This window comes from Flavobacterium sp. LC2016-12 (assembly GCF_015351595.1).
GTDB lineage: Bacteria > Bacteroidota > Bacteroidia > Flavobacteriales > Flavobacteriaceae > Flavobacterium.
On the sequence record NZ_JADKPT010000014.1, the window covers coordinates 59430 to 77107 of the forward strand.

14 protein-coding genes are annotated in these 17678 nt (G+C 34.1%); 4 read left to right on the plus strand and 10 right to left on the minus strand.

What is annotated here, in order from left to right; all coding sequences use genetic code 11:
• Window positions 1–75 precede the first annotated feature (75 nt).
• The 3 genes from IRZ99_RS18580 to IRZ99_RS18590 all read right to left on the minus strand — a co-directional run bounded on the left by IRZ99_RS18580 (window position 76) and on the right by IRZ99_RS18590 (window position 4578).
• The gene (locus IRZ99_RS18580) at window positions 76–2313 is read right to left on the minus strand and encodes a cation:proton antiporter (RefSeq protein WP_194658708.1); all 2238 of its coding nucleotides are present in this window, start codon (window positions 2311–2313) and stop codon (window positions 76–78) included.
• A gap of 148 nt (window positions 2314–2461) precedes the next feature.
• Window positions 2462–3808, minus strand: coding sequence for an adenylosuccinate lyase (gene purB / locus IRZ99_RS18585; protein ID WP_194658710.1), 1347 nt, complete (start codon window positions 3806–3808; stop codon window positions 2462–2464).
• A gap of 80 nt (window positions 3809–3888) precedes the next feature.
• The gene (locus tag IRZ99_RS18590; RefSeq protein WP_194658711.1) at window positions 3889–4578 is read right to left on the minus strand and encodes an NAD-dependent deacylase; all 690 of its coding nucleotides are present in this window, start codon (window positions 4576–4578) and stop codon (window positions 3889–3891) included.
• 176 nt (window positions 4579–4754) lie between these two features.
• Between IRZ99_RS18590 and cysC the strand changes: the two genes are divergently transcribed.
• The 4 genes from cysC (at window position 4755) to IRZ99_RS18610 (ending at window position 7679) form a co-directional block, all read left to right on the plus strand.
• Window positions 4755–5279, plus strand: coding sequence for an adenylyl-sulfate kinase (gene cysC / locus IRZ99_RS18595; RefSeq protein WP_194658712.1), 525 nt, complete (start codon window positions 4755–4757; stop codon window positions 5277–5279).
• Window positions 5280–5291: 12 nt separating this feature from the next.
• The gene (locus IRZ99_RS18600) at window positions 5292–5975 is read left to right on the plus strand and encodes an aspartyl/asparaginyl beta-hydroxylase domain-containing protein (protein WP_194658713.1); all 684 of its coding nucleotides are present in this window, start codon (window positions 5292–5294) and stop codon (window positions 5973–5975) included.
• Window positions 5976–5984: 9 nt separating this feature from the next.
• Window positions 5985–6953 (plus strand): sulfotransferase family protein, encoded by a 969-nt coding sequence (locus tag IRZ99_RS18605; protein WP_194658714.1) that lies wholly within the window; start codon window positions 5985–5987, stop codon window positions 6951–6953.
• Window positions 6954–7016: 63 nt separating this feature from the next.
• Window positions 7017–7679 carry an RNA methyltransferase gene (locus tag IRZ99_RS18610; protein WP_194658715.1) on the plus strand — a complete coding sequence of 221 codons (663 nt, stop codon included), beginning with the start codon at window positions 7017–7019 and terminating at the stop codon, window positions 7677–7679.
• Window positions 7680–7771: 92 nt separating this feature from the next.
• Here the strand turns inward: IRZ99_RS18610 and IRZ99_RS18615 are convergent, their stop codons facing one another.
• The 7 genes from IRZ99_RS18615 to IRZ99_RS18645 all read right to left on the minus strand — a co-directional run bounded on the left by IRZ99_RS18615 (window position 7772) and on the right by IRZ99_RS18645 (window position 17392).
• Window positions 7772–9367, minus strand: a complete 1596-nt coding sequence (locus IRZ99_RS18615) for a PepSY-associated TM helix domain-containing protein (RefSeq protein WP_194658716.1) — start codon at window positions 9365–9367, stop codon at window positions 7772–7774.
• Between the two features lie 81 nt (window positions 9368–9448).
• Window positions 9449–11608 carry a TonB-dependent receptor gene (locus tag IRZ99_RS18620; protein ID WP_194658717.1) on the minus strand — a complete coding sequence of 720 codons (2160 nt, stop codon included), beginning with the start codon at window positions 11606–11608 and terminating at the stop codon, window positions 9449–9451.
• A 100-nt stretch (window positions 11609–11708) separates the two neighbouring features.
• Window positions 11709–12053, minus strand: coding sequence for a hypothetical protein (locus tag IRZ99_RS18625; RefSeq protein WP_194658718.1), 345 nt, complete (start codon window positions 12051–12053; stop codon window positions 11709–11711).
• Window positions 12054–12223: 170 nt separating this feature from the next.
• Complete coding sequence (secA, locus tag IRZ99_RS18630; RefSeq protein ID WP_194658719.1) at window positions 12224–15565, minus strand: preprotein translocase subunit SecA; 3342 nt, start codon at window positions 15563–15565, stop codon at window positions 12224–12226.
• Between the two features lie 89 nt (window positions 15566–15654).
• A complete protein-coding gene (locus IRZ99_RS18635; RefSeq protein WP_007138072.1) occupies window positions 15655–15876 on the minus strand; it encodes a DUF2795 domain-containing protein in 222 nt (73 codons plus the stop codon).
• A gap of 171 nt (window positions 15877–16047) precedes the next feature.
• Window positions 16048–16617 (minus strand): cob(I)yrinic acid a,c-diamide adenosyltransferase, encoded by a 570-nt coding sequence (locus tag IRZ99_RS18640; protein WP_026984909.1) that lies wholly within the window; start codon window positions 16615–16617, stop codon window positions 16048–16050.
• 88 nt (window positions 16618–16705) lie between these two features.
• The gene (locus IRZ99_RS18645; RefSeq protein ID WP_194658720.1) at window positions 16706–17392 is read right to left on the minus strand and encodes an ABC transporter ATP-binding protein; all 687 of its coding nucleotides are present in this window, start codon (window positions 17390–17392) and stop codon (window positions 16706–16708) included.
• Window positions 17393–17678: the final 286 nt, after the last annotated feature.

The window sequence follows — 17678 nt, forward strand, 5'->3', positions numbered from 1 at the left end:
GGACTAAGATTTTAAGATTTTCAAAGAGTAAAAAACTCAGAAATTTAGAATCTTAGTCCCTTAGAACCTTTTTTCCTAAGTTCTCTTCATCAACTCACTCATTCTTTTTTTGTCTCCAACAACCCAGATAATATCATTTTTTCCTAAAACGATATTGGATTCCGGGTTTAAGATTCGATTTCCGTTTCTTTCAATTCCAACCACCATTCCACCGGTTTTTCCTCTAAACTGACCAATACTTTTATCAATAAATTCTTCTTGGGAAACCTCCAGCTGGCGTAAGACAATTTGAGATTCTTCAACTGACTCAGGTGCTTCGACTTCGTTTTGATTTAAATATTTAGTAAACTCGGTAACCTGTGCATCCGTACCAATTACACATACTTCATCACCAGGGAATAAGCGTTCGTTTTTAGTTGGAATAGAGATCATAACATCACCTCGTTTTATATAGGCAATATTAATTCCCATTTGCTCGCGAATGCGTAATTCTTCCAGTGTTTTACCAGCCAAATTTGATTCTTTTCCAATATCAAAAAACGACATGTGACCGTCCCAAGGCATTAAGTTGGCATAACGTCTGTCTATTTTTTTGTTTTCACGATCGTTTAAATTCTTCAAAAAGTGGCTTTCGATCTTGTGATATTGTTCATTTAGTTTTTTAGGGAATATTTGATAAACAGCAATAGCAATGATTAGGGCGACAAATGCAACTAATGGCGAAAAGAAAATGTTTAGTAAAAAACCAATAAAAAACAATCCTAATCCCATTCTGATTAAAATCATCATCAATAAGGCACCACGATATTTACGTTCTTCCCAAAGTAATTCTACTTCCTCATCGGCTATGCGTCGTAATGAAAGTGCCCATAAAAACGGAGCTATAACAACCAATGTTATAAGAGCTGCCAATGTATTTCCAAATCGGGTATCAGCCACTAAAGGCGCAACAAATTTGGCTGATAATAAAATGACTGCTGTAATTATAACGGTATGGAGAATAATCTGTACGATATAAGCATTCAGTACTTTTTGCCAGATGCTCACAGATTTTATTGCTTGTGCATTGACACTATAACGGTTAATATTTTTGACCCATTTTCTTGGTAATTTATGTTCCAGAAAATTTGAAAAAGGAACCGCATATTTCACCATAAAAGGTGTTGTAAAGGTTGTTATGGCAGAAACGGCTACTACAACCGGATATAAAAAGGAACTTGTAACATTTAAAGTCATTCCTAAAGTAGCAATAATAAATGAGAACTCCCCAATTTGCGACAAACTCATTCCGGTTTGTACAGATTGTTTCAGAGGCTGTCCGGCGAGTAGAGCTCCAATGGTAGAACTTACGGATTGCCCCACAATCGTAACAAGTGTTAAAATAGCTACAGGAAGTGCATGTGTATACAACATTTTCGGGTCAATTAACATTCCGACAGAAACAAAGAAAATCGCCCCAAATAAATCTTTTACAGGTTTTATTAAATGTTCAATATGTTCTGCCTGCGTAGTTTCGGCAATAATAGATCCCATTATAAAAGCGCCTAAAGCAGGTGAAAACCCAACATTGGCAGCAAAACTAACCATCATTAAACACAAGGCTAATGAAACAATTAATAGCATCTCATCAGTTAATAAATGCTTTGTTTTTTTAAGAAGGGTAGGGATAAAAAAGATTCCGCCTAAGAACCAGACAGTCAAAAAGAAAATCAGTTTTAAAACCGACATCATCAGTTCACTTCCAGAAAATTGCTGACTTACCGCAATAGTTGAAAGTAAAACCATCATTAAAATGGCAACAATATCCTGAACAATAAGAGATCCAATAACGATTCCGGCAAATTTTTGTGCTTTAACACCCAATTCATCAAAGGTCTTTAAAATAATTGTGGTTGATGAAATTGATAAAATAACGCCAAGAAATATACTATCCATTGAGGCCCAGCCCATCCATTGCCCCACCAGATAACCAATAATCACCATGGTAATAATTTGGGTAATAGCAGTAATAGATGCCGTGCCACCGACTTTCATTAATTTCTTAAAACTAAACTCTAGTCCCAAACTAAACAGCAAAATGATTACACCAATTTCAGCCCAAACTTCAACACTTTTCATTTCTGTGATGGATGGGAAAAAATCAAAATGGTTTCCCGCTAAAAAACCAGCAATCAAATAACCTAAAACCAAAGGCTGTTTCATTTTTTTAAAAAGTAATACAGCAATTCCGGCAGTGATCAGGATCAATCCTAAATCACTAATTAAAGGTCTCAAATGGTGTGTAGTTTCTGCAGCAGCGTATAAGGAAATCATAAAGTGGTATTTTAGTTCGGAGCTTCCTCCAGTTTTTCAATGAAAACTTTTTTCAAGCCTTTCATTAAATCTGGCGTAGCTTCCCGAGGTAAATAAAAAAAGCTATCGTTAAAGATAGCTTTTTTTGAGAAAATATTTTAGGTTTTTTTTAGATTCCTGTGAAATTTGCAGGTGTTATCTGCATTAATTCTGCTTTAATAGCATCAGAAACCTCTAAAGTTGCAATAAAATTATGAATCGCTTTTTTGTCAATTGCTTCATTTGTTCTTGTCAAACCTTTCAAAGCTTCGTATGGATTTGGATAAGCCTCACGACGTAAAATTGTCTGAATTGCCTCAGCAACAACTGCCCAGTTTTTTTCTAAATCTTCAGCAAATTTAGCTTCGTTTAACAACAATTTGTTTAAACCTTTCAAGGTAGCTTCAAATGCAATGATAGTATGTCCGATTGGAACTCCAATATTACGTAAAACAGTACTGTCAGTTAAATCACGTTGCAATCTTGAAACTGGTAACTTAGCAGCCAAATGTTCGAAAATAGCATTCGCAATTCCTAAATTTCCTTCAGAGTTTTCAAAATCAATTGGGTTAACTTTATGTGGCATTGCAGATGATCCAATTTCGCCTGCTTTGATTTTTTGTTTAAAATATTCCATTGATACATACGTCCAGATATCACGGTCTAAATCGATGATGATATTGTTGATTCTTTTTAAAGCATCAAAAAATGCTGCAAAATGATCGTAGTGTTCAATTTGAGTTGTTGGAAAAGAGTGATGTAAACTAAGATCTGTTTCTACAAATTTATTTCCGAATTGTTTCCAGTCGATTTGTGGGTAAGCTACATGATGTGCATTGTAGTTTCCTGTTGCACCACCAAATTTAGCTGCAAAAGGAATATTGAATAACAAACGCATTTGTTCTTCTAAACGCTCTACAAAAACCAAAATTTCTTTACCCAAACGAGTAGGAGAGGCTGGTTGTCCGTGTGTACGCGCCAACATAGGAATGTCTTTCCATTCTACGCTTAATTCTTTTAATTTAGAAATTAAAGAAATTAAAGACGGCATATATACCTGCTCAAAAGCTTCTTTTGTAGAAAGCGGAATCGCAGTGTTGTTAATATCCTGAGATGTTAATCCGAAGTGAATGAACTCTTTGTATTGAGATAAACCTAATTTTTCAAAAGCATCTTTGATAAAGTACTCCACCGCTTTTACGTCGTGGTTGGTTACTTTTTCGGTTTCTTTAATCCAAAGTGCGTCTTCAGTTGAGAATTTTTTATAAATGTCACGTAAACTGTCAAATAAATTTGGGTTTACACCTGAAAGTTGTGGCAATGGCACTTCGCATAAAGCAATAAAGTACTCGATTTCAACCAATACACGGTATTTGATTAAAGCTTCTTCAGAGAAAAAAGGTGCTAATGAAAGGGTTTTGCTTCTATATCTTCCGTCAATTGGCGATATAGCATTCAATTCGTTTAAAGTAGTCATTGTTATGTTGTTTGTTCGAAAGGTGCAAATATAAACAGAATTTGGGGATAAAAAGTCATGAAAAAGTGCATTTATGGGTTTTAAAGTGATTTTAATCGCTCTCTTAATTCCGCAACTCCTTCCGAAGCAACTTTAGTAATAACTTCAACTTTATTTTGGATATTCGGAATCGCAATTGGCTTTGGATCAATATAAAAAACCGGTGTAATGCTGTAAGTATATGAAATCAGTCCGGCCGCAGGATATACTTGTAATGAAGTTCCAATGACGGCAAAATAATCTGCCGTTTCCGTAATTTCAATCGCTTCTTCCAATGCGGGAACATCTTCGCCAAACCAGACAATATGTGGTCGTAATTGATGTCCTTTTTCATCAAAATCTCCGGTATATAAATCTTCGGTCCAATCGAGAATATGATTTCTGTTTTGAACGCTTCTTACTTTTAATAATTCTCCATGCAAATGCAAAACTTTTGTGCTGCCAGCACGTTCATGCAAATCGTCAACATTTTGTGTAATAATATGAACATCAAAATCTTTTTCTAATTCGGCTAAAATTTTGTGACCTAAATTCGGTTCCACTTCTTTAAGCTGTTGACGTCTTTTGTTGTAAAAATCTAAAACCAATTCCTGATTTTTTCGCCAGCCTTCAGGGGTTGCCACTTCCATCACATCATGGCCTTCCCATAAACCATCGCTGTCACGAAACGTTTTGATACCACTTTCAGCACTGATTCCGGCTCCGGTTAAAACAACTAACTTCTTTTTCATCTTATTTAATTAAAAGATAAAAATAACAATTTACTTATCTAATTCTTTAAAAAATGGTAAACTACTTTGGATTTTTCTTGCCTTTTGAATTAGTGATAAAAGCGTATTTATACTTATTGTCAGGGTCTTGTAAATTATTTAGTTTTAATGTAGCGTAAAATAAAAGAAAATTTCAAATGATTTTAATTCAATTTACAGGTTTATCAGGTTCAGGTAAAACAACATTAGCAGAAAACGTTCGGCATTTGTTAATTGAAAACGGATATCAAGTTGAAATTATTGATGGCGATGTTTACAGAAAAACCATTTGTAAAGATTTAGGATTTTCAAAAGAAGACAGATGCGAAAATGTCCGACGTCTTTTTAATTTAGGATTGAATTTTATAAGTGAGAATACAATTGTCTTGATGTCCGTGATAAATCCGTATGAAAATCTGAGAAATGAATTGCGTTCCTATGAATTTGTCAGAACAGTATTTCTAGATTGTTCTATAAAAAATTTGATAAAAAGAGATCCAAAAGGATTGTATAAAAAGGCATTATTGCCAGATCATGATAGTAACAAAATAAAAAATTTTACGGGAATAAGCGATGTATTTGAAGTTCCACCAAAAGCTGATTTGGTGCTAAATACAGATTGTGAAACAGTGCCCTTTTCAACTGATAAATTATACAATTTTATTATTACCAATTTATCTTAACTTATAAAGTATATGAATCCATCTTTCATTAAACTTCCGATTTCTTTCTCTATAGAAAAATTACAAAAAGAACTCGCAATATGCGAAACCGATTTGTGGACTCCTCATTTTAATACCAATCGATTTAAAGGTAATTGGACAAGCGTTTCTTTAAGATCGCAATCCGGTTTAATAAACGACATTACATCTTTTGCCAATAAAGCCTATAAAAACACTGATCTGCTTGATCGATGCCCTTATTTTAAAGAAATAATGGACTGGTTTCAATGCGAAAAAGAAGCAGTGCGATTGCTTAGATTGGGACCACAGAGTGAAATAAAAGAACATGTTGACAATGATACGTCTTATGAAGATGGTTTTTTCAGAATCCATATTCCCATTATAACAAATTCGGAAGTGTTTTTTTATATGGATAAAAAACGTGTTCCAATGAAAATGGGAGAAAGCTGGTACGCCAATTTTCAGCTTCCGCATAGCGTAGAAAACAAAAGCAATGAACCACGTATTCATCTTACGCTTGATTGTATAAGAAATGATTGGTCGGATAAATTATTTACCGAAATGGGGTTTGATGTACAACATTCTAATGAAAAAGTGCAATATTCAGATGAGGTAAAACAAAAGATTATAGCAGAACTTTCAAGAAATCCATCAGAAGTTAATGCTAGAATTATCGCTGATTTATTAGCACAATAAATAGAAAAAATGGAAAATAGAAATCATGCTCTTTCAAACTGGATTCCGTATAAATTAATTGAAAAAGATAAGGAGGTTTATTTTGAATGGATTTATTTGGATGATATAAGATATGCTGATCCTTTTTTTGATGAAACAATTTCAAAATGCTGGAAACATTCTTATAATTCAAAACCATTTAAAGTAGTTACAACTGTAGAAAATCTTATTGATTGGTCTAATCAATTAATTGCTGTTGAACTCAAGTCGTTAATTTTTCATGTGTCACGTTGTGGTTCTACCATGTTGAGTCAGTCTTTGGCAAGTTCTTCAGAAAATGTTATGATTTCTGAAGCGCCCATTATAGATGAGATTCTGAGATGTGATCTTATCGATTTAGATAAAAAAGGTATTCTTTTAAAATCAGTACTTGTATTATTGGGACAAAAGCGATTTCCGGAGCAAAAGAATTTAATTATAAAATTAGATGCCTGGCATATCTTTAATGCCAGTTATTTGAGATCTATTTTTCCTGAAATACCTTTTGGATTGCTTTATAGAAATCCGGATGAAGTTTTAAAATCACATCAAAAACGGACGGGAATGCACATGATTCCTAATGTATTGCCTTCTGCTATTTTTGGAATTACAGCTAAAGAAATTAGTAAAATTAGTTTTCAGCAATACGGAGCTTTGGTTCTGGAAAAATATTTTCAGGGTTTTCTCGATTTTTATCAAAAGGATCAAAATACGATCAAGCTTAATTACAATGAAGGAATGCAAAGTGTAATAGAAAATTTCGTCTCTTTTATAGATACCAGTTACCCTTTGGTTGAACTTGATAAAATGTATGGACGTTTAAAAAGACATTCTAAAGATGAAAACGCCATTTTTAAAGGCGATAATTTTAAAGAAGAAAAATTGCAAATAGATTTCACCGATGTTAATAGGCTACATGAAAAGCTGAACAATACTCTTCTTGAAGATGTAGTGCGTTGAAAATTTATAGGATTTTTTCTTTCTGTTTATTTATGATGTATTTTTGCGCCAAACTCAAATAAAATGATTGATTTAGATTACCTGGCTTTTCTTGAAAATATATTAACCGACAATCGTAAAGAAAGATTTCTAAATGTATTGGGAAACCGTACAAAGCATTTTACAATTGCGGTAGAAGACGTTTTTCAAATGCACAATACAAGTGCCGTAATGCGTAGTTGTGAGGTTTTTGGAATTCAGGAATTAAACGTTATTGAACAGCGTTACGGAAAAAAAATCGATAAAGAAATCGCGATGGGTGCTCAAAAATGGGTTGATATCAATCAGTTTGATTCCATTACAACTTGTGTTTCTACTTTAAAAGAGCAAGGCTATCAAATTATCGCGACAACGCCGCATGAAAATGATTGTTTGTTGGAAGATTTTGATATTACAAAACCAAGTGCCTTATTCTTCGGAACAGAAAGAGACGGATTGTCAGAAGAGATTCTACAAAAAGCAGATGGTTTTTTGAAGATTCCAATGGTTGGTTTTACCGAGAGTTTGAATATTTCAGTTTCAGCTGCAATCATCATTCAAAACTTAACCAATAGATTACGAAATTCAGATATCAAATGGCAATTGTCAGAAGAAGAAATTTTGGAGAAACGTTTGGCCTGGGCTAAAAGTTCAATTAAAGATATCAAACGAATTGAAGCTCGTTATTATGAGGAGAACGCAAAGTAAATAGCATCTCTATAGTTTTTAATCTCGTAAAGTCGCGAAGTCGCCAAGAAAATTGAAACTTTGCGTCTTCGCGGCTTTGCGAGATTTTTTCTTTACTTTCTTAAAAACAAAATAAATCCTAAAACGCTAACAATCAAAATGGTCAAAGCTGCCAGAACCATTGTTAGATCCCGAATGTTTTTCCCAGCCCAATCCATAAACAAAAATTTGTGTAGGATAGCAAACGAATAACCTTCGACCATATCAGAGCTTTTAATTTTAGCGGCTAATCTGGAAGTTGCTGTTTCTATGAAATATGTTGTTTTTTCCGGAGTATCATAAGCCAATTTTACAACAGGTAATCTCTTATTTACAAAGCCATATTCTCTGCTTTCAAAATCCGTCAGAACTTTAGATTCCAATAGTTTTGCATTTTCTAATGAAGTTTCCAGTTCGTCTGAAGTCTCTACCATTTCGCAACAAGCTGCTTTTGGAGCTCCATCTGTAAAATAATATGCCAGAAACTCAGCATATTCAAGATCAATATTGGGAACAACTTTATTGCTTACTGCATTGATATAAATTACTTCCGATTTTTTCTCGTCTTTTTTATTCCATTTCGAATTTGAATCGGCTTTTGGTTTTTTGAATTTTTCTTTTTCCAATAATTGACAACGGAAATAGGTCGTGTCGTTTAAAGTAATAATACTTGCATTTTGAAAACGACTCCAGTCTAAATTCAAAGTATTGCTGGCTAAAGGAATTTCTTTGGTTTCAAAAGTCGGTTCATAAACCATTTGTGATAAAGTGTATGGAGTCCATTTTGTAGTAGCGTGATAAGCGCCGCTAAAAGCAAATGTTAAAGTGAAAAGCGAAACCCAAATTCCGATTTGACGATGGTATTTTCTAAGTCCTTTTTTGGGTTGCAAATTATCTGTTTTTTTGAATTGTTTCCACAATAAACCATAAATTAAAATTCCGCTCAATGCAGAAAAACCAATGATGGATAATAATAAAATCATGGTAATGATGCGTATACTATTATTGGTAATAGCATCTACAAAAGACCAATTATGGAAAGTGTCGAAAAACCAAATAAACCATTGTCTTGACGTTGGATTATAAGTTGCCAATTTACCAGAAGAAGTTTCCACGTAAACTTCCATAGTGTCCGGACGATCAAAACTCAATTTGTAAACGGGCAAATAACGGTTTACATACTTGTATTGAGAGGTGAATTCAGTCACAATCTCACTCTTTTTTACAGCACTTTTTTGATCCTCTAAAAAATATCTTGAAAGCCATTCGGCATATTTTTGATCTCCATTTTCAAGTTTTTTTGCATTTGAAGCATCAAAATATAACAGCTGACCAAAAATCGTTTTTACCTGATAATAAGTTGCATTGTTAAAAGAAACTATTCGGAAATTCTTGAATTGAGTGATCTCGTTTTTTTGTAGAACTTCCTGAATTGAAAAATGTAATTGATTTTTATCAATAATTTGTTGCTCCAGTTTATCATGAGCAATCTCCGGTTTGAAAAAATGCGCCATAAAAGGGTGCATCAAACCAGATAATGTCCAGAAAATTACGGGAATAATTGTAATCAAGCCAATTGTACGATGCCATTTGTACATTTGCTGCTTGATTTTCTTGACAAGCTTAGAATCTTTCTTTTTAGACTTTTTCTCTTTTATTTCTTTACTCATATTCGTGTTCTTATGATTTGTCTACTTGATATTTTTGCCACAGATTAAAGGATTTAAATAATTTTAATCTGTGGCTAAATATTATTTCTTTAATGAAAAATTATACTGGATTCCGAAAACAAAAGTTCTTGGCGCCGCTGCATTATAGGTTGGTTGAGCGTTTGTTGTATTGGCTCTGGTAACATTATAAGCGTATAATTTGTCCGTTAAATTCAGTACGTTTCCGTAGATTTCAATTCCTTTCCATTGATAGCCAATTCGGGCATTGAAGATATTATAACCGTCATATTTTACCGTGTTAATCTGATCCTGGTAATAACTTCCAACAAGTTGCCACTCAAAAGAAGTTCTTAGATTTGGAAGCCAATTTGGATAATAACTCAACTCCGAATTTCCAGACCATTTTGGTGCGGAAGGCATTTCTTTTCCATTTAAGTTCTGAACCGGATCTGATGGTTTGTCTGAAAGTTTAAAATCGATATAAGTATGTTGTGCGTAAGTTCCGCCCAAACGAAAATTGATTTGTTTTGAAGGTCTATATGTTGCTCCGAATTCAATTCCTTTATGACGTGTCTCTCCAGCCGATCGATAATCAGTTGAATTATCTGCAAGTTTGATATTTAATAGTTCATTTTTTCCTTCCATGTAATACAATGCATAATCAAAGTTTAATTTATTTTGAAGGAAAGAAAGCCATCCGCCAACTTCGTAATTGTTGAAAGTAGCAGGTTCTAAGTTATAATAGAAATCAGCAGGAACGCCAGTTGTTCCACCAGTTCCGGGTTTTGTTCTGAAAATAGAAGTAATTCCAGGAGGCGCAAATCCTTGAGAATAATTACCATAAAAACCGGCAAATTCAAACGGATTATAATTCGCACCGGCTTTAAAAGTCATTTTGTCATAAACTTTGCTTCCTGTAGAATTGTCAATAGCATTGTCGTAATTTATTTTCATGTTGTCATAACGACCGCCAACAGTAATAACTAGTTTTTCTATCGGATTAAAACTTACTTGCGCATAGCCGGCCGTGTTGAAAATATCAGCAGTATAATCGGCTAATTTAGAATCTGGATGTTCTGCAATAATTTCATAAGAATCTACGGTTTGTTTCCCAGGTTCTCCGGGATTTAAGTTCGCTTTCAAATCAATCACATAAGCCCAATACGTAACGGGAGAATAATCGTATAAGGCTCCGGCAACAATTTTAGTATTTAAGAAATCAAATTTTTGAGTATGCTGTCCGATAGCTCCGTAACTTTTGAAATTATTAGAATTTACTTCGCCTTTAGCCGTTGTTGGATTTACTGTCGGACTCCATTTGATTCCGTAGGAGGGATTTTGACCTAATTTATTGTCTCGTAAATAAGCGGTAATATAACTGCTTGAATTATCGTTCCAATCGTGTTCTAATGTTAAACGGGTGCGTAAAGCATCAGATTTTCTATAGGTAAAATCAGTAGTGCTTTTATACGTTCTATTGTTAAAAGCATCCTCGTTTACACTTCCACTCATGTCAGAATAATATTTTCCGTACATGGTATTACTGATCAGTCGGGTGGAAGGAGAGATATTATAATCGATTCTTGCGTTTAGATTGTCTTTGTTATAATCAGAATACGTCATCCAGCCATTTTCCTGTAAACTTGAAATTCCGGCTATATGAAAACCGACTTTTCCTATCGTTGCACCACCGGCCGCCTGAAATCGTCTATAACCATAATTATCGGCCTGAACGCCAAATTTAAATTCAGGATCAACTGGAGGTTTTACTGAAATTAAATTAATAGTTCCGCCAACTGCTTCCGGACCATATAAAGAGGAAACGGGACCTTTTACCACTTCAATACTTTGTAAGTTATATTGATTAATTTCCAGTAAAGCATTGTGATTGAAGATTCCCATTGGACGAATTGGTAAACCATCTTCCAAATAAAGATAGTAGGCATTGGTTGTCATTGGCTGACGAATCGACATCATATGTTGTTCGTTGCCTAAATTGACCATTAAAACTCCTGGTGTTTTATTAATGATCTCGTAGACTGCAGTTGCTTTGGTTTCGTTAATCGTTTTTGCTGTTATTTTACTAATTGCGACAGGAGTTTCCTTGCGAATAGTTGCAGTACGATTGGCAGTTATAAAAACGTTTTCTAATTCTTGAGATTTTGTTGTGTCTTGCTTCACTTCATCTTGAGCGAAGACACATTGCCCTATTATAAGTAGGGTAAAGTATATTTTTTTCATTTTAAATTATATAAATTTTAAAAAGTAACATGTCTTTTTCCCTGACGTAAAGCCAAGAAAAAATCTTTTCAATTTTGAAATTGAAAAGGGCAGCTAAAATTTATATAAAATAGGATGGAGGGTGGAAAGTACTGTTTGAAACCGAAATTGGTTTTTTATCAAAAGAAGCAAAAAGTTTTGCTTTAGATTCGATAAGAGTTACTAATTTAAAATTAGCAGTTGCCGTGTTTTGAATGTAAACAACTTCTGCTTTTTCTTTCAGATTGTTTTGCATTCTTTTTTCGTTGTCAGCGTATTTCTTCAAACTTTTCTGAAGTTCACATCGACCGTTACAAGAATTAAAAACCATTTTTCGTTGTACACAGATGGTTTTTGAAATTTCTTCCTGATTTAATTTGAATGAGGTATAAACAAAGAAACTTCCAAAAGAAGGAAGTAAGAGCATGCAAGAAAGAAATATGATTAAAATTCGCTTCAAAGCTTTGTTTGTTGTTTACGCTGGCAAAAATACAGTTTATTCGTTTTAGAAAGAATAAATATTATTTTTTTTGCAAAAAAAAAATCCTCAATTACAAAAGTGTAATTGAGGATTGAAATGTATTTATTTAAAATTTATTATTTAGCAAGTACCCAAGCGCCAGAAGCGATTAAAGTTTCTGCTTTTTTAAATTTCATTTCTTCAGTTTTACCTGTTGCAACTTCCTGAACTGTTACAGTATCATTACGGTTGATTTTTGGCATATCTCTTACAATCGTTTCAGTAACCTGACGTTGTTGTGTTTCTCCAGCTTCGCGGTTGATTTCTTCGCTGTTTGGAATTTCGTCTTTGCTCAATTTGAAGTTTTCTTTTTGACGAACTTCTCTTGCTTCATGAATTTCAGGAACGTTTTGAGCTGGTAAATCACCTTTGAATAAGAATGAAATAACATCTTTGTTAACAGTATCCAACATTCCTCTAAACAAGTTAAAAGCTTCTAATTTGTAGATAAGCAATGGATCTTTTTGTTCGTGAACGGCTAATTGAACAGATTGTTTCAATTCGTCCATTTTACGTAAATGTTTTTTCCAGGCCTCATCAACAATAGAAAGTGTAATGTTTTTCTCGAAATCAGCGATTAACTGAGCTCCTTCACTTTCGTATGCTTTTTTCAAGTCAGTTACAACATTCAAAGTTTTGATTCCGTCAGTAAATGGAACTACGATACGCTCAAAATGATTGTTTGGCTCCTCGTAAACACCTTTAATGATTGGGAAAGCTTCTCTTGCACTTCTTTCTGTTTTCTCAGTATAGAAAGCTAAAGTCTCTTTGTATATTTTTCCTGTGATTTCAATATCAGTTAATTTCTGGAAATCAGCTTCAGAAATTGGTGAAGTGATAGAGAAATAACGAATTAAATCAAATTCGAAATTTTTGAAATCGTTAGCTGGTTTAGTTTGACTCACGATCAATTCGCAAGTATCATAAAGCATATTAGCGATATCCAGTTTCAAACGCTCACCAAATAAGGCGTGACGACGACGTTTGTAAACTACTTCACGTTGCGAGTTCATAACGTCATCATATTCTAATAAACGTTTACGAACACCAAAGTTGTTTTCTTCTACTTTTTTCTGAGCACGTTCGATAGATTTAGTCATCATAGAATGCTGAATAACTTCACCTTCTTGTAATCCCATTCTATCCATTACTTTGGCTACTCTTTCAGAACCAAATAAACGCATTAAGTTATCTTCAAGCGAAACGTAGAATTGAGAACTTCCCGGATCTCCCTGACGTCCTGCACGACCACGTAACTGTCTGTCTACACGACGAGAATCATGACGCTCTGTCCCCACGATTGCTAAACCTCCGGCAGCTTTAACTTCTGGAGATAATTTAATATCGGTACCACGACCAGCCATGTTTGTTGCAATGGTTACAACTCCGGCTTTACCTGCTTCTTCTACAATTTGCGCCTCTTGTTTGTGCATTTTAGCATTCAAAACGTTATGTGTAACGCCTCTCATTTTCAACATACGGCTTAATAACTCTGAAATCTCTACAGAAGTTGTTCCAATAAGAACTGGTCTTCCTGCGTTTGATAATTCAGTAACATCTTCAATTACAGCGTTGAATTTCTCACGTGTCGTTTTGTAGATATAATCTTCTTTGTCTTGTCTTGAAATGGCGCGGTTGGTTGGAATTTCAACAACATCCAATTTATAAATCTGCCATAACTCTCCAGCTTCAGTAACCGCTGTACCCGTCATACCGCCTAATTTGCTGTACATTCTGAAATAATTCTGTAATGTTACAGTTGCAAATGTTTGTGTAGCAGCTTCGATTTTTACATTTTCTTTAGCTTCAATCGCCTGGTGTAATCCGTCAGAGTAACGACGACCATCCATGATACGACCTGTTTGCTCATCGACAATCATAATTTTGTTGTCCATGATCACATATTCTACATCTTTTTCGAATAAGGCGTATGCTTTTAAAAGCTGAGTAAGCGTATGAATACGCTCGCTTTTTACTCCAAAATCCTGGAATAATCTTTCTTTAGCTTCTGCTTCAGCATCTTTATCCAGTTTTTGTTTTTCAATAGCTGCGATTTCTGTTCCAATATCTGGTAAAACGAAGAAATCGGAATCAGTATCTCCAGAAAGGTATTTAATACCATTATCAGTCAATTCAACCTGATTGTTTTTCTCTTCAATCACAAAATACAAAGCTTCATCCACTTTATGCATTTCGCGATTGTTATCCTGCATGTATTGATTCTCCGTTTTTTGAAGCAATTGTTTAATTCCTTCTTCACTTAAAAATTTAATTAATGCTTTATTTTTAGGTAAACTTCTGTAAGCTCTTAATAATAAGAATCCGCCTTCTTTAGTATTTCCTTCTTTGATTAATTTTTTAGCTTCCGCTAAGAAACCATTTGCCAACTGACGTTGTTGAGAAACTAAGTTTTCAATTTTTGGTTTCAACTCGTTAAACTCATGACGATCTCCTTGCGGAACCGGTCCTGAAATAATAAGTGGCGTTCTTGCATCATCAATCAATACAGAATCGACCTCATCGACAATTGCATAGTTGTGTTTTCTTTGTACTAAATCGTTTGGCGAATGCGCCATGTTATCTCTTAAGTAGTCAAAACCAAATTCGTTGTTGGTTCCGTAAGTGATGTCGGCGTCGTATGCTTTTTTTCTTTGTTCCGTACTTGGCTGGTGATTGTCAATACAATCAACAGTTAAACCGTGGAATTCGAATAAAGGCGCTTTCCATGTACTATCACGTTTTGCCAAGTAGTCATTCACCGTTACTAAGTGAACACCGTTTCCAGTTAACGCGTTTAAGTAAAGAGGAAGAGTAGCAACCAAAGTTTTACCTTCTCCCGTTTGCATTTCGGCAACTTTACCTTCGTGCAAAACCATACCACCAATTAACTGAACATCATAATGGATCATGTCCCAGGTAATTTCTTTACCAGCGGCATTCCATTTATTTGCCCATGTAGCTTTTTCACCTTCAATAGTAACATATGTTTTTGTAGCTGAAAATTCGCGGTCTTTTGGAGTTGCAGTAACTTCAATAAAAGAATTATCTTTAAAACGACGCGCTGTTTCTTTAACTACAGAGAATGCTTCCGGAAGAATTTCCAATAAAGTTTTCTCTGAAATTTCATAAGCCTCTTTTTCAAGAGCATCAATAGCATCATAAAGATCTTCTCTTTTGTCGATGTCTTCAATGTTTTCTACTTCCGCTTTAAGCGAAGCAATTTTAGCATCTTTATCAGCTCTGGCTTCTTTTATTTTTTCTTTAAAATATACGGTTCTCGCTCTTAATTCGTCGTGAGACAAACTCATTAAGCTGGTTTCGAATGTTTTAATTTTATTTAAATAAGGTTGTAAAGCTTTGACATCTTTCTGTGATTTATCACCTACAAAGACTTTAATAATACTGTTTATGAAACTCATGATTTGTTATATTTCTATTATATGTAAATGTTGTATTTAGAACCAAAAAAAAAGCCTCTGTGATGAGACTTTTTCCTTTGGTTTATTTTTTAATATTCATCCTCATTCCAAAGATAATCTTCGTCTGTTGGATAATCAGGCCAAATTTCTTCCATTGATTCATATATCTCTCCTTCGTCTTCAATTGACTGAAGGTTTTCTACTACTTCTAATGGAGCACCAGCTCTAATAGCGTAGTCAATAAGTTCGTCTTTGTTAGCAGGCCATGGCGCATCACTTAAATAAGATGCTAATTCTAATGTCCAATACATCTGTTATCTGTTTAGTTTGTGCAAAAATAAATTTTTTACTGAAAAAGACAAGTAAATTTTGATTTATTTTAATAAAATTTAAGAACGTCTCTATTTATTGCGGATTTTAGATTATTGATTTTAGATTTTTAAATCATAATAATCTAAAATCTGAACTCTAAAATCTAAAATTTATTTTCTCGGAATCCATTTTACTTCCTCCGCTTTTAAGTCTGAGGACAACTTCCGTGCCAAGACAAAAAGGTAGTCAGAAAGTCGGTTTAAGTACATGATTGCGATTTCAGGAACGTGTTCATTATGACTTAAATGTACTGCCAAACGTTCGGCGCGACGGCATACGCAGCGGGCAATATGACAATATGACACGGTTTGGTGGCCTCCTGGTAAAACAAAATGCGTCATTGGCGGAAGACTTTCTTCCATTTGATCAATTTCATTTTCTAATAATTCTATATCAGTATCAATGATACCCAAATTTTTCAATCGAAGTTCGCCATTTTTTAAAACTTCTTTTTCCTGTGGCGTTGCCAAAATAGCGCCCACCGTAAAAAGGCGATCCTGAATTTCAATTAAAATAGTTTTATAGTGCGTATCCATTTCCTGATCACGAATCAATCCTATATAAGAATTCAATTCGTCAACAGTTCCGTAACTGTCAATTCTGATGTGATCTTTAGGAACACGTGTGCCTCCAAAAAGAGCCGTGGTTCCTTTATCTCCGGTTTTTGTATATACTTTCATTTTTTTGAGGTGCTAAGGTTCTAAGGTGCTGAGAAGCTAAGCTTTTTTTGTTTTTTCGATTAAACAAATAACCGATTAACCAATTAAACTATTTAGTGGTGTCGCTTTCAATTAATCCGTCTCTTAAACGAATTACGCGATGCGCATAAGCAGCAATATCTTCTTCGTGTGTTACCAGAATGACAGTGTTGCCTTGTGCGTGAATATCTCCAAAGAGCTTCATGATTTCTACAGAAGTTTTACTGTCCAGATTTCCTGTTGGTTCATCAGCCAAAATAATCGAAGGTTTGTTAACCAAAGCACGGGCAATGGCAACACGTTGACGTTGTCCTCCCGAAAGCTGATTGGGCTGGTGATCCATTCTGTCGGCAAGATTTACCTGTGCTAAAACTTCTTTAGCACGCTCATTTCGGTCAGATTTAGAATAACCTGCGTAAATCATAGGTAATGCAACATTATCTAAAGCGGTAGTTCTTGGTAAAAGATTAAAAGTCTGGAATACAAAACCAATTTCTTTATTGCGGATTCCTGCCAATTCATCGTCCTTCATTTGGCTGACATCTTTTCCATTTAAAACATAGTTTCCGGAAGTTGGCGTATCCAGACAACCTAACAAATTCATTAGAGTTGATTTCCCAGAACCTGACGGCCCCATTAGAGCTACATATTCTCCCTTATTGATTTGTAAATCTATTCCTTTTAAGACATAAACGATTTCATTACCAAGTACAAAATTTCGTTTAATGTCGGTTATTTTAATTAATGGATTTGCCATTTCGGTTTACAATTTTGGTTTTAAAAGTACAAAACACTTTTCAATAAACGATAAGTAGCGTGAAATTGATTTTTGTTACAAAAACATCTTTTGGTTTGCAGGTCTATTAAATAATGAATATATTTTTTTTGAATTAATTATATATTTTTTGATTTATTTTGTAAAATTATCATTATTCTGCAAGTTTTACATGTTTAATATCTTTTTAATATTAAAAACATGGTAATGATGTAATTTTTGATATTAGGTTATTAGATACATTTGTTAATGTATTAATTAAACAATC